This window comes from Aquiflexum gelatinilyticum, from assembly GCF_024813435.1.
GTDB lineage: Bacteria > Bacteroidota > Bacteroidia > Cytophagales > Cyclobacteriaceae > Cognataquiflexum > Cognataquiflexum gelatinilyticum.
This window is the reverse complement of the sequence record NZ_JANAEZ010000008.1, coordinates 117090-131909: the sequence shown is the minus strand read 5'-3', so window position 1 is coordinate 131909 and position 14820 is coordinate 117090. Positions and strand designations below refer to the sequence as shown.

The 14820-nt window shown below is 42.5% G+C and carries 8 protein-coding genes; 4 read left to right on the top strand and 4 right to left on the bottom strand.

Annotation, left to right across the window (positions count from 1 at the left end; translation table 11 throughout):
* The first annotated feature begins 119 nt into the window (after nt 1-119).
* Together NK987_RS16810 and NK987_RS16805 are read left to right on the top strand one after the other, a co-directional pair.
* Entirely contained in the window at nt 120-947 is an 828-nt protein-coding gene (locus NK987_RS16810) for a sugar phosphate isomerase/epimerase family protein (RefSeq protein WP_259264792.1), read from the top strand.
* Between the two features lie 270 nt (nt 948-1217).
* Nucleotides 1218-2039, top strand: a complete 822-nt coding sequence (locus tag NK987_RS16805; protein WP_259264791.1) for an alpha/beta fold hydrolase — start codon at nt 1218-1220, stop codon at nt 2037-2039.
* Here NK987_RS16805 and NK987_RS16800 read toward each other — a convergent pair.
* Together NK987_RS16800 and NK987_RS16795 are read right to left on the bottom strand one after the other, a co-directional pair.
* A complete protein-coding gene (locus NK987_RS16800; RefSeq protein WP_259264790.1) occupies nt 2036-3412 on the bottom strand; it encodes a sulfatase family protein in 1377 nt (458 codons plus the stop codon). The genes NK987_RS16805 and NK987_RS16800 overlap by 4 nt on opposite strands.
* 54 nt (nt 3413-3466) lie before the next feature.
* Nucleotides 3467-4318 carry a sugar phosphate isomerase/epimerase family protein gene (locus NK987_RS16795; protein ID WP_259264789.1) on the bottom strand — a complete coding sequence of 284 codons (852 nt, stop codon included), beginning with the start codon at nt 4316-4318 and terminating at the stop codon, nt 3467-3469.
* A 110-nt stretch (nt 4319-4428) separates the two neighbouring features.
* Here NK987_RS16795 and NK987_RS16790 point away from each other — a divergent pair, with 110 nt between their 5' ends.
* Nucleotides 4429-6984 carry a TonB-dependent receptor plug domain-containing protein gene (locus NK987_RS16790; protein WP_259264788.1) on the top strand — a complete coding sequence of 852 codons (2556 nt, stop codon included), beginning with the start codon at nt 4429-4431 and terminating at the stop codon, nt 6982-6984.
* A gap of 126 nt (nt 6985-7110) precedes the next feature.
* On the opposite strand, the gene NK987_RS16785 is transcribed toward NK987_RS16790, so the two are convergent.
* Complete coding sequence (locus tag NK987_RS16785; protein WP_259264787.1) at nt 7111-8160, bottom strand: ThuA domain-containing protein; 1050 nt, start codon at nt 8158-8160, stop codon at nt 7111-7113.
* A gap of 390 nt (nt 8161-8550) precedes the next feature.
* Here NK987_RS16785 and NK987_RS16780 point away from each other — a divergent pair, with 390 nt between their 5' ends.
* Nucleotides 8551-13659 carry a glycosyl hydrolase gene (locus NK987_RS16780; RefSeq protein ID WP_259264786.1) on the top strand — a complete coding sequence of 1703 codons (5109 nt, stop codon included), beginning with the start codon at nt 8551-8553 and terminating at the stop codon, nt 13657-13659.
* A 46-nt stretch (nt 13660-13705) separates the two neighbouring features.
* Here the strand turns inward: NK987_RS16780 and NK987_RS16775 are convergent, their stop codons facing one another.
* A complete protein-coding gene (locus NK987_RS16775; RefSeq protein ID WP_259264785.1) occupies nt 13706-14743 on the bottom strand; it encodes a hypothetical protein in 1038 nt (345 codons plus the stop codon).
* Nucleotides 14744-14820 lie beyond the last annotated feature (77 nt).

Genomic DNA, 14820 nt, shown 5'->3' with positions numbered 1-14820 from the left:
ACTTTGCTCCCCGCCCATGTCCGTGTCTTCACGGACATTATTTAAATTTTGATTGGAAGTTAAGGTAAGCCAATGTCGAGTTAAGAACGATAACAATTAAAAACCCCAAAAATAAAATCATGCAAAAACTACCATTCAAATTCGGTGCTGAGGTCTATACCTGGTATATGAACAACAACGGGGAAACCTACAAAGACCAGTTGGGACATATGATCGAGATCATTTCCCAAGCAGGTTTTACCGGGATCCAACCTATTTTTTCCTGGATGGGCAAATTGTCTGATCCGGTTTTGTTGGAGGAAAAACTCAAGGAACAGGGTATTGAACTGGCTGCGGTAGCCTTGGCTTTGGACTGGAACGGTAAAGAAGAAACTGAGGAAGAGCGGAAGGTCGCAGACAATGCGATCGATTTGCTGCAGCGTTTTCCTGGCTCGGTCCTTTGCACAGTTCAGATTCCAACCGGCAGGCATGACATTGTGCAGCGGAGAAAAAGCCTGACAGATATCGTGAACACTGTTTCCCGAAGGGCCAAAGAAAAGGGGGTAGAAAGCAGTTTCCACCCAAATTCTCCCCATACCTCCATCACGAGGACAGAAGACGATTACAAAGTCATCCTAGAGGGACTTGACCTGTCTGCCACAGGTTGGTGTCCCGATGTCGGCCACATCATTAACGGCGGCATGGATCCCCTCGCCAAAATGAAAGAATACCAATCCATCATCAACCATGTGCATTACAAAGATTGGGATGGCAATCCGGAGTTTGCACTGATGGGAAAAGGAAAAGTCGACCTGATCGGGATCACGCAATGGCTCAAGGAAATCGGCTATAAAGGTTGGATCATCTGCGAAGACGAGGGAAAAGAAGCCTTGGAAGATCCTGACTTTGTCACTTTGCACGACGGGAAATGGATTCAGGAAACGCTTGTTCCGGGGTTGAAGGGGTAGGTAGATGGGAGATATGAGATATGAGACATGAGACATGCGACATGAGATTTAGGGAAAGAGAGGCGAGAGACGAGAAGCGAGAGACGAGACACAAAACATAAGATTCAAGACGGGAAACCGCATTCTGAATATTATGGCAATCCGAAACCATCGATAAAGGCACTATCACTTACCTTAGTCTTATATGCCGGAACCATTAGAACAACTAGAACAATTAGAACCATTACAACCAGTACCAAATAACCAATAACCAATAACCATTCTTTCAAAATGCCAACCATCACCACCAACGGAATCAACATCTACTTTGAGGAAAAAGGCTCGGGAGAGCCGCTGCTTTTGATCATGGGAATCACTGCCCCGGGAAGCGTCTGGGAAAAGCATGTCGCCCATTGGGCAAAATCCTTTCGCTGTATCCTCGTGGACAACAGGGGAGTCGGCAAATCCGACAAACCTGCAGGTCCATATACTTCCCTTCAGATGGCGCAGGATTGCATCGGCGTGTTGGATCACTTGGGTTTGGGTGCGGTCAAAGTAGCCGGCGTATCCATGGGCAGCATCATCGCCCAACAGATGGCGATCCATTTTCCTGCAAGGGTCAAGGCCATGGTGCTGATGTGTCCTTGGGCACGCTGTGACAATGCGGCCAAGGCGATTTTCCAACACATGAAGGACTGCAAGGCAAGGTTGAAACCTGAAGAATTCAGCGTGTATATCCAGTTGTTGATTTTTTCCAAGCAATCATGGGACAATCAGGAATTTAACGCAGGACTTTTGGAAGACAGGAAAAATGCCGCTTTGGATCCGAATCCCCAACCGCTGATCGGATTGGAAGGACAGGCTGCGGCCTGTGTGGCTCATGATGTACTTTCGGATTTGGCAAGAGTGAATTGCCCGGTTTTAGTCTTGGGTGGTGAAGAGGATATTTTTACGCCTGTATGGATGACCAAGGAAGTGGCTACGGCAATTCCTTATTCGGTATTGCATATCTATGAGAAAAGTGGCCATGCTTTCCATTGGGAAAACCTGGAGGATTTTAATGAGAGGGTGGGGGATTGGTTGAAGAATCCTAATGGATCTATCCAGGTTTAATTTCTCAATTCCTTTTCTTTGTTATCAAATTTTCTCCTCATTTCTATTAATCTGCCATTAAATGTAGGATTCAACGCAAGGTTATTTTTTTCTAAGGGATCTGATTTCAAATCATATAATTCCTCATGCTGAGGATCATTGATGTAACGGAAATATTTCCAGTCTTTGGTCCTTAGGCCTTCACTTGGCGGTATAATTTCCACCTGCCATAAGTGTTCACAAATAAAATCCTCCCGACCCAAATTAGGACTGTTTTCTTCTAAAAACCCGACTAAACTTAGACCTTGCCAAGATTTTGGTTTATCAAGACCGGCAAGGTCAAAAATGGTGGGTGCTATATCAATATTCAAAACCAGGTCTTTTACTTTTCGGCCTTGGACGGATCTGGGATCATAAATGATCATCGGAACCCGGAGGGAATTATCATACATCAACCACTTTCCAGCCAGTTGACGCTCTCCCAAAAAATAGCCGTTGTCACTCATAAAAATGATAACTGTATTTTTATCCTTTCCCTGTTTTGATAACTCTTCCCTTATCAACCCTATTTCATGATCAATTTCAGAAATCATCCTAAAGTATCCCTTCATACTCCTTTGGTATTTTTCCTTTGTGTCGAATCTCCAATACCAGCGGTTACGGTTTTCACCTTCCCAAACATAGGGAGGCAGCGCATCAAAATATTCCTGATCACTTAAAGGAGGCTCGGTAAAATATTGTGATGCATACAATGAATCAAATTCCTTCTCCCAAAAATATTGCTCCTCTGACGGATCATGGGCATGCGGGGCACTGAAACTTAAAGAAAGCATAAATGGCTTTTCTTGGGGAGCTTGGCGGATAAACTCAATGGCTTTTTGGCCTGTATATCGGGTCAAATGAACTGTATCCATACCAAGGGTTTTATAAAAATAACCTCTTCTATCTTTGTAGCGATCCAATCGGTCATAATTCTCGCTAATATCAAAAAGCCCCTCAAAACCGGAATAATTGACACCGAATTTTCCGAAAAAGCCGGTGTTGTAACCGCTATTTCTCATCATAGCAGGATAGGATTGATCAATAAATGGCTGCTTGATTTCACCTTGTCCAAAAGTATAGCCATGTGTCCTTTCATAAGTTCCTGTCAAAATACTGGCCCTACTCGCTGCACAGATAGGAGTGGTTACAAAGGCATTTTCAAAAAATATCCCTTCTGAGGCAAGCCTGTCCATTTCAGGGGTTTGGATCAATTGGTTTCCCGCAAATCCCAAAGCATCCCATCTTTGATCATCTGTGAGGATGAAAATGATATTGGGCCGGTCATCTTGAGAAAAACCAAGGAGATCTAAGCTTAGAATAATAGCGATGGTTAAAATCAGAATTCTTCCCATATTTTTTTGGGTAATTGTGAAATTACCAAAGTCTAGTCATTGCATAACAAATACCTACAGCCCATGCTTTTCTCCCATTTCCCTAATAAATCGATACCCACTTTCAGCCATTTCCCAAGGTTCTGAAAACTGCCTCCATACCCCGATCGCATTGGCAAAGTCAGGATCATTCCTTGTGAATCCTTCGATAGTAAGCCAACCTTTGTACTTGATCGCAGCCAAAGCGGCAAAAGTCTCATCCCAAGGCACATGCCCGGAACCCGGCGTGCCACGGTCGTTTTCACTGATATGGAAGTGGGCAAGGTAAGGTGCGATGCGGTGTATGGCTTCTCCCAGTTTTTTCTCTTCCATATTGGCATGATGGGTGTCAAACATCGCCTTGACATTGGGGTGGTTGACGATCTTCAGCAGGTGCGAAAGCTGCTCCATGGTATTGCAGAGGTAGCATTCAAACCTGTTGAGCGCCTCAGGTGTCAGCAGGATTCCTGCCTGTGCGGCATAATCTCCTGCCTGATGGAGGATTTCAGCGCTGCGCGCATACTCGATATCCTGAGGGGCGGCTTTGGAAAAAGTAGCAAAAGCAGAATGGAAAGGACCACAAAGCACCTGCGAGCCCAAGTCATGCGATCGGTCGATGGTCCACTTGATTTTTTCAAGGCCCTTTTGGCGGACATCGTTATCCGGACTGACGAGGTTTTCTTCCGGACTGAGCACAAAAACCGTGGTGACTTCCAAGCCAATATTTTTGCAGTGCTCGCCGATTCTTTTGTATGCAGGGATGTCGTCAGAACCAACAAAAAACTCAGCACCATCATAGCCAATTTTTTTCAGCCTGTCCAAAATTGGTTTGAGATCATCAGACATCGCTGCCGACCAAGCCAAAACATTAAATCCGATTTTATTCATGGGTTAATAGGGTTTTGCTAAAAATAAGAAATTCAAGTTACTTCTGTATAAAAATAAATCAACTAAAAAACTTAAATTTAATATCAATTTTCAAACCAAACCAAATAATAATGCTTCGGTTTTTGATTTTCGCGATCAGTTTTTTTCAGTTGGCTTTTTTTGCTAAAGCCCAAGAATCTGACAGCCTCAAGATCGAGCAAAAACCATTCAATCAGGGCTTGATTCTTTCTTTGCCGCAGGCCATACAAAGTCAGATTCCGGGACTCTTGGTCTCAAGACCGGGATCAAATCCCAATGGCAACTTTGATATGATTTACCGTGGGTACCATACTTTCAAGAACAGAATGCAGCCGATGCCGATGTTGGACGGAATGCCCGGTTTGGCTTGGCATATGGTAGATCCTTTTTTGATCGATTCTATTGGGGTCAGGAGAGGGAGTCGGTTGGCAGAAATGGGTTTACAAGCCGCAGCCGGAGTTTTTGATGCTACCATTTCAAGTAATGGGAAGGAAGGGCTTTCGGTAACCTTTCTTCAAAATGTCAGTATGGAAAATTACCAAAGACCTTATGACAACCTGAATGCACAGGAATACAGGAATCAGGCGCCGCCGGGGACATTTTTTGGAAACAGTGATACGGATTGGTTGGAAGGGTTGACACAAACGGCTTGGTCAACCAATACCGGTCTGAAACTCGGTTACCGGACGGGCTATTTAAATTCTAAAGTTATCCTCAGTAACCGTAATGTGGAAGGTATCCAAAAGGAAACCGGCTTCAAACAATTAAGTGTTTATGGTGCTATTGATTATTCATTTTTGAAAAGCAAAGTCAAAGTAGGAGTTTCGACATTGGTGGTTGACAGAGATTCCGAAATTGGCAATACCGATTTTTTTCAGGCAGCGGTGGGAATGAATCCTACTTTAGCCTTGGATCAGCAAGTCAGTACTTATACAGGCTTTAGAGGAAATCCTTGGCTGAGAATGAATGCGGATCAAAATACATTGGCTTCCAAAATGGAAATGTTTCAGGCTAATATTACTGCCAATCCACTTCCCCAATGGACAATAAGGGGAAGATTAGGCAAAGTTGGGACAATCAAAGGCCAATTCTACTTTGACGGAATTATTGGTTTGAGCAGTGATGCCGGAACCTTTCAGAGGAATAAAACAAGAAAGGATGACAGAACTTATTTGGAGTTTTCATCCGATTATTTGATCCAAACAAATGACTTAACATTCAAACCCGGTGTAAGATTTACCTCCCAAAAGATTTCCTATGACCAATCCGGCAGCAATCTATATAGACCCTATGAACCCGAGAATACAGTCGTGGAGCAGACAATGACTCCTCAAATCGGTAAATATACTTTAAATGCCTTGGGTTTTTTTGTGAAGTCCAATTGGAAGGAAAGATTATACTTTGACTTCCTCTACCAACCGGAAAGTTCTTCTAATTTGGGTGAAAATGCAGGTTGGGGGCAATTTTTTGGACTGGATATGAAATACCGCCTCAGTCCAAAATTCCAGGTTTTTACATCCTATTCCCATACCGGATTAATTCCGGACCGGACTGGACTGAGCAAAACCATATTGCAAATTGAGCCTTATGTGAATTTCACCCACTTCGCCAATCCGGATATGAAATGGGAAGACACCCATCAATGGGAAATAGGCGGGAGTGGTTCCTTTTTCCAGAATAAGCTGTCAGGGGAATTGAGGTTTTTTACCAGCAGGTCTTCAGATTTTATCAATCTGATGCGGGCATATGATTGGGATTATACTGACTGGAATTCCTATTATCCGTTTACATATCAGAATTTTGGGGAGATAAGGAATAGAGGTTCTGAGTGGGTTATCGGGTTAAATGCAGTAAAAATCGGTAATGTATTTTACCAAAGCAGTATCAATGCCACTTTTATAAAATCTGAATGGAAAGACTTGGATGCTGAATTCACGAGCCTGGAAGGAAGCGACACGGGGGAAACAAGAGTTCCTGGAGGAGGTCCACTAACCCAATACAATACCCTTAGGACTGGCGAGCCAATCGGGACAGGCCGGGCGCTTGATTATTTGGGAATAGACCGCAACACTGGACAATGGATCCTGAAACAGGACAATAACCAACAGGATTGGAGGACTGATTATGTGCCCCAAGGTCAAACAATTCCTCGATGGTGGATGGGCTGGAACCATCAGGTGCAATGGAAAAAATGGCATTTGGATGCGTTTTTCAGGGGAGTTTTTGGGCATGTCAATGCCAATGAAACCAACCTGATGTATGGTGGGGTGACGTTTTTTAATCAAAATGCGCTCCGCTCATTTCAGAATCTTAAAGATCAGGGCCTGACTGATTATAATAGGTTCAGCAGTTACTTTATCGAAGAATCCGGATTTATTTCACTGCATTACTTGTCAGTTTCGAGGGATTTGGATTTTTTGATCAAAAATAAAAAAGTGTCAAGCAGAATTTCCCTGATCGCAAATAACCTGTTTTTCATCACTTCGTATTCCGCTGCTGATCCTGAAGCAAGGCTAAGTACAAGGCCTGTTTGGCAATTTGATGAGCATATTGAATTCTATGACAATTATTATTCATCAGGGATTGATGCAGCGTCCACTTGGTTACCGTCAAGGGCTTTTACACTTTCCTATCAGGTAAATTTTTAGAAAAGATCTCTCCTTCGTCGAGATGACAAGGATAAGTCTTTTGGAATTTTTGTTTTTTTAATGTTTCATCTTCTATTTCTAGTTGTATGGGTCTCAAATCTCAAGTCTCATATCTCTTGTCTTTTTTCACTTAAAATCCTCCACTTTCATTCCTTTTCTGAATGTTCCAAAACCAAACATGGTCGGTTCGTATTTACCAACGATGGACACGTTCAGGTCAGGTGTGATTTGATCTGACATATCCAATCCCCAAAAAACAGCATTCACGATCAGTCTCCTCAAGTCGTCGCTTTGCAAATCCACCGAAGCGCCCATCGTGGTAGCGAATGCTTTTCCTTTTTTTCCGCCCTCTATTTGATAATCTTTGGTCCAAGCCATAGGCATCACAGATTTTTCCCAGATCAAAGGCGTATCGGGAGTCATGCCTTTGGTGGGTTGGCCATAGACGAGCACTTGCGCATCTTGGGTCAGGTTCTTGACAGTATACACATCTGACGCCGCCCAAATATCATTGACTCCACGAAGGATAGGATGGTCTGCAAGTTGGGCAGGACCGTCGATTAATGCACGGGCACCTTCTTTGGCATGTTCGCCATGGTGGGCTACCCAAGTTTCTCCGAGAATTTTTTGCCCAAATCCACCTTCCCAACCTACGCTTTTGTTTCTCCAATCAAACTTGGTATAGGGACTGTTTTTGTTCTTTTCATAGTGGAAGGCATGCGTTGAAGTCCGCATTCCGATGATCGGTTTGCCTGCCATGATGAAGTCGTTGAAATATTTGGTCTGCTCATCCGGCAATTCTCGGAATCTGGTAAGCAAGATCATCAGATCGGCTTTTGCCAAATGTTCCAAGCCGGGGATGTTGTTTTGGTAGGAAGGGACAATGTTGCCTGTCTCGGGTTCGATCGGGAACAAGACCGTACAGGTAAACCCATAATGTTCAGCCAATAATTTGCCCAACATGGGCATCCCTTCCTCTGATCGGTATTCATCATCGCCGCTGACAAGGACGATGTGTTTTCCTTTGCCAGGACCTGATTTTCCTTCAAACTGCAACCAGGTTTTACCGTCTTGGGCATTTGTATGAGAAATGGAAAAAACCAATAACAGGGCTATAGATGAGAATGTAAAAATCCCAAGGAATTTTTTGCTGCTTTGTTTGAAGTGGTTTTGCATAGGGTTATGTATTTAAAGAAAAACGCCACCGGTTTTTCATCTTTCAAAAGATACTTTGAAACTCCAATTGAAAAAAGTGAATTTTTAAAAGAATTGAAAAAAAGACAATTCTTTGGTTCAATTGGTCAATTAAATGGAATACGATTGGGTGGAGATTGATGGATCAAATAATCATTAGAACCCAAATCAAAATTGAATTACGGTAATTGAATGGATGGAATTTTCAGCTGACTTTGATCCTTATTTTTTGGGAAGTCAAGATGACCTTGTAGTATTTTAATTTCAGGCATGTAGTACTTATGATGTAGTGGATTTTTTGATTTGGGCTATGGGTATGAATATGTTTACATAATTGATTAATCACTCCTGACCCAATAAAAACCAAAGTTTATGCCTGCCGATCCTTTCAAAATATTTTTTTGCCTTTTTATTCTAATATTTTTCATTTCAGCTCAAAATTTATCTGCACAATTTGTATCTGTAGGAAATGGAAGTTACACCACAACATTTCCCGGTACAGATGCAGCAGGAAGGAATGGATTTCCTCCCGGCACACCCCAACTCAGTGAGAAGGCAATCGGGAAACCTGTGCCGACAAACGATTGGTGGTCCTTATTGCTTCAAAGCAATCATGTGAGTAACCTTTTCAATTATCCTATGGCTTTAAAAACAAAGCCGGCAGGATTGGTAGTCAGTTATATTCCTTGGGGTGTTTATGATGATCAAGAACCCATTGTGGTCGGATTGGCAGGATTGAATGCCCAACGTGCAACGGTTGCTGATTATTCGGATTGGACGGTAACCATAGACTGGAATGATGGAGGCGAACATTTGCAGGTGACCTCCGGTATCGCCATGCCATTTTTGTATTTCAATAAAGAAACAGACGACAACCTTCAGATAACTGTCAACCTAGGGAATGCAACTATTTCGGGTGAAATGTTGATGATTGAAAATGCCAGGAATGGAGCGGATTTTGTTTTTTATGCACCTTCAGGAAGTACATGGACCCAAAGCGGCAAAGTTTTTTCATCGACATTGAACGGGAAAGATTATTGGTCCATGGCCATGTTGCCGCTGACCACCACCAACCTTTCACAAGCTGCACTTTCTTATAGGAAATACGCTTATGTTTTCCCTGCCAATACTACTGCTTCCTGGAATTTTGACGAATCAACTTCCATTATCCGAACTGATTTTACTATCGAAACTGATATCAAAGAAGGTGAAGAGACCCTTCCATTGATTGGACTATTGCCTCATCAGTGGGATAATTTGGCTCCGGATTCACCGAGACCTGACCTTTTGAGCTATACTTCTGTCAGGGGAGAAATCAAAACCATGGCAAGCACCACCTTTAGTGTGGAAAATACCTACTACGGAATTCTACCCACTCTTCCCTATCAGGCCACTTACAGTGAGGGCTTTAGTGTAGCGGAGTTGGACCAAAAAGTAAAACAGCTCGAAAATGACGGTCTGAGCACCTGGACTGATTCCTACAATGAGGGACAGATGATGAACCGTTTGATTCAGACTGCTAGAATTGCCCACGAGATGGGTAATCTGGAATCTCGGGACAAGATGATTGCGACCATCAAAGAAAGATTGGAGGATTGGCTTACAGCGAATTCCGGACAGGTGGCATTCTTATTTTACTATAACAAAGATTGGTCTGCCATGCTTGGCTATCCGGCAGGACATGGACAGGATACCAATCTGAATGACCACCATTTTCATTGGGGCTATTTTATCCATGCGGCAGCATTCTTAGAACAGTTCGAACCGGGATGGGCTGAAGGTTGGGGTGAGATGGTCAATCTCCTGGTCAGAGATGCCGCTTCACCCGACAGAAATGATGAAATGTTTCCCTTTCTCAGAAATTTCAGTCCCTATGCAGGGCATTGTTGGGCAAATGGATTTGCGAGTTTTCCTCAGGGAAATGATCAGGAATCCACTTCAGAAAGTATGCAGTTCAATTCTTCATTGATCCATTGGGGGGCCATCATAGGCAATAAAGAAATCAGGGATTTAGGGATTTATCTTTATACCACAGAGCAGACTGCCATAGAGGAATATTGGTTTGATATCCATGAGCGCAATTTTGGACCTACACAGCAGTACAGTTTGGTTTCAAGGGTATGGGGAAATTCCTACGATAACGGGACTTTTTGGACCAACGATATCGCAGCATCTTATGGCATAGAATTGTATCCTATTCATGGGGGTTCGCTATACCTTGGACATCATCCTGAGTATGCCACCAAACTTTGGAAAGAAATCGAAACCAATACAGGAATTATAAGAAATGAGGCAAATGACAACCTGTGGCATGACATCATTTGGGAATATCTGGCATTTACAGATCCTCAGAAAGCCATTTCTCTATATGACAGTTATCCTAACCGAAACCTGAAATTCGGAGTTTCCGATGCCCAAACTTATTATTGGCTTCATGCTATGAATGCATTGGGAAGGGTTGATGCTTCTGTCACTGCAAATTATCCTACTGCAGCAGTTTTTATCAAAGATGGATTGAGGACCTATGTGGTCAACAACTATGAAAAAAGCGCCATCACTGTCCTTTTTTCGGACGGCACTAGCTTGGAGGCCCCGGCCCGCACCATGGTTACCAATAATGATGTGGACATAGAAAGTGAGCTTTCAGTCAGTTTTAACCAAGCTTATGTCAATGGCAGCGTGGATCTGAGTTTGAATATAGAAAAAGGCACCCCAACAAAAGTTGAATTTTTTAGAGGGACTGAAAAGATCGGAGAACTGACCGAAGAACCTTTTAATCTTAAAGCCGCCCAACTTCCATTGGGAGTGCATGATTTTTATGCGAAGGTTTTTGAAGGAGAAAAATTGGGAGTCTCCAATATCGTTTCTGTGGTTGTTGGAGGCCAAGTTCCTTATTTGGGAACAGCTTGGGCATTTCCGGGAGTTATCGAGGCGGGAAATTATGATGTTTTTGAAGGAGGCAAAGGGCAGGGAATTTCCTATTCAGATGTTTCGGTCAACAATGAGGGAGATTACAGGAAAGAAGAAAGTGTAGATGCGGCCTTTATCACAGGAGAAGGTGCCACCATAGGATGGATAGTCAGTGGGGAATGGGTAGAATATACTGTGAATGTGGAAAAAGCAGGATTGTACAAAATGGAATTACGCTATGCTTCCGGCAATGCCAGTGGTGGAGGCCCATTTTGGTTCGAATTAAATGGCAAAAAAATCACAGATAATATTGTTGTTGGCAGTACAGGAGGTTGGGACAAATGGAAAACTCAATCAGTAGAGGGGATTCCACTCGTCGGAGGGGAAAATATTTTACGTCTTTCCTTTGGGAATGGAGAATTGAACTTTGGGAAAATGACCTTCACTTATGAATCAGAGTTGCCTTATAGTCAGCCTATATCAGAGGCGGGATCCAATATTGTTGTGATTTTACCGGAAGCAAGCACTACTTTGACAGGCTTAGGTTCGGATCCTGATGGAGGGGAATTGACCTACCTTTGGGAGCAGGAATATGGCCCTAGTGTGGTTACTATAAGCGAGCCAAATGCTGCAAGTACAGTCATAGGAGGTTTATCAGAGGGGATTTATAGTTTTAAATTGACGGTAAGCAATGGGGAATATGATGATTCTGACAAGCTTTTGGTAATTGTGAGCAAAGATGCCAACATTCCGCCAGTTGTAGCAATCAGTTCACCATCCAATAATCAGGAGTCTATTGAAGGACGTCCCATTGATATTGTAGCAGTTGCCAATGATCTTGATGGTTCAGTGGATCAGGTAGAATTTTTTGCAGGAGAAAACAGTATCGGATTAGCCACATCAGAGCCTTGGAAAGTAAGTTGGTCGGGTGATGTCGGACAACATGCATTGACTGCCCTCGCAACAGACAATGATGGAAATACCGCAACTTCTTCGCCGGTAACGATACGTTTTACTGAAGCACCATCCTGTAGTGGCATTTCCCAAAATGGCGATTTCAGGTATGAATTTTCTGACGATGTGAGTAATCCCACTCTGACATTTATCCCGACTGTCTCAGGAATGGGTAATCAAGTTTTGATCCTGTATTACGGAACATCAGCCAATGGAAATTTCCCCGGATATGGGGTAAAACCTAACGAGCCATTTAGATTGAATGCAGCTGAAGGCAGCACAGTCTATTTTTATTATACTTATTCTCATCCCACACAGGGTGAGAAAAATAATTCAGGTCAAAGGATTTCTTATGTGGTGGGTACCTGTCAGGGTACTAGTGGCGGCGGTGGAGGTTCTGGAGGAGATGGGCCTGTTATAGATTTTCCAATAACATTTGAGGAAGATTATGCTTGGAATAGCCTGATTACGAATTTTGACGGCGGTGACCTTTCGGTAATCAACAATCCGGATTTGAATGGAAACCAAAGTCCTAAAGTGGCAAAGATGGTGAAGAAGCCAGGGCAAATTTGGGGAGGATCTTTTCTCACCAAAACTTCAGCCATTGATTTCTCCAAGGGTACTGACTTTACCGTTTCTGTCTGGGCACCAAGGGTCAATACCCGAATGTTACTGAAATTTGAAAATGAGTTTGATGGAGGGCAGGCATTCGAAAAAGAAGTTACGATTCCTGAATCAAAAAAGTGGGTTGATATTACTTTTGATATGAGCGGATTCAACCCTTCAATCAGCTACAAAAAAATAGTAGTGATCTTTGATCTGGGTAATGTCGGCAATGGTTCTGCTGATTATACTTGGTATTTTGATAATATCCGGCAGGGTGAAATTGCACAGGTCCAACTTGAACAGTCAATTACATTTGGGCAGATTGAGGACAAAACCATGGGAGATGCCCCATTTGCATTGACTGCTGTTTCTGATTCCGGTTTGGAAGTTTCTTTTGAGAGTGTATATGATCACTTGAGTATAGAGGCAAAAACAGTTACGCTATTAAAACCGGGTAAAGCCACCATCATCGCAAGCCAAAATGGAAATGATCAGTACCTTCCTGCGGCATCGATCAGCAGAGAATTTTGTATCAACCCATCAAAACCGACTATCAACCTGTCCGGTATAGGAAGCAGTTCAGTAATGTTGAATTCAAGCTATCCTGTAGGTAACCAATGGTTCCTTGATGGGATACCAATTTCAGGTGCTAAAGGCGAGAGCTTGGAAGTTACCTCTTTTGGGGTATTTTCTGTACAGGTAACCATCGATGGTTGTACCAGTGAAATCTCTGATGAAATTACACTTATTGTAAACAGTGCAAAGATGGAAATTGGCGGTGAATTGATCGTTTATCCCAACCCGGCTGAAAACCAAATTTTTGTAAAAGGGATCAGTGGCTTTATAAAATCAGCTGATTTAATTGATATTTCGGGTAGAGTTCACGCAGTCAACTTTGAGGAATATCCAGAAGGTTATAGAATAAATATTTCTAACCTACCCTCAGGAGTATATATGTTGAGTATAGGTTATGGAAACAAACATGCATATCACAAAATTCTTAAAAAATAATTGAGTTTAGGTTTTGGATCAATGTGTGGTTTTGATTGGGCTTTTTCTACTCAATCAATAGATATCCTCTTTTTTTGGCTACGAACAATTGCTGACAGGAATCAGGTGAACCAATCATAAATCCTCGGCCAGGCACCTGACCAAAGATTTCATATTCTCCCGGATTGATTTTGAACGATTCCCAGGCATCCACATTTTCCCTGAGGCGGTATATGGTGACTGATTCATCTGTACTATTGAAGAAAAGGAAAAAAATCAATCCTGAAAAGTCGTCCTCCCATTCTCTGTTTAGTTCAGAACAGTCTAATTGAGGGAAAGGCTGCATGCCTAATGTCTTAAAAAATTCATCTAGCTGGGCATTATTGAGTCCTTCATTTAGCCGCTTTATTTCTCCCATAATGGCTGCACGGATAGCCACCATAGAGGTAATATTGGAAATCTGATTTTTGAATTTTTTCCGGAATAGACTGAGGCGGTTTTTGTAGAACGGATCCCGGAGAATATATTGGACTTTTTTGTCCCGGTCTTCTTTTGTTGTACCTGAATACCAATCAAAATTATCAGCCATAAGTTTTTCATTCCAATTGCCTAGTTCATTCAATTCTTCGGCAGTTTTTTCCAGGTCATCGAGTCTTGATTTGTATGATTTTATCAGCTTGATGAGTTGGTTATAGGTAGGATCAAAATCCCTTTCTTTTTGGAGGATGGTGATGATATTTTCATCTTGAAGCCAGGCGTATTGGGTACTGTTTCCCATCAGGTCATTCAAAATCCTGTTTCTTCTAAAATTCTCTTCCGTCAACTCCCCATTTATCAGCAATCCCATCATGGAATCCTGTGCATCAAAGCGGCCAGAAAATCTATCCAGTAAAAACTGATTGGTTTTGAGTCCTTTTTCAAGGTCAGCAACAAGCCTGTCTGTTTCGGATTTGGTTTTTTTGTCCGTGTTTTTGTTATTGAAATACACTGCAATCATGATCCCCACCACAACCAAAAAAATTTCGCCAATAGCGTAAATGAGGTATCGGGTAAACCTGTTTTCGACCAAAAGCTGTTGACGGATATTGCGGAAGAATCTTGCCATAGAATACCAATATAGACACAATCGCAGAATCTTCGAAATCCAATCCTTTAATTCATTTCTGTTTTAGAGAGAACCAT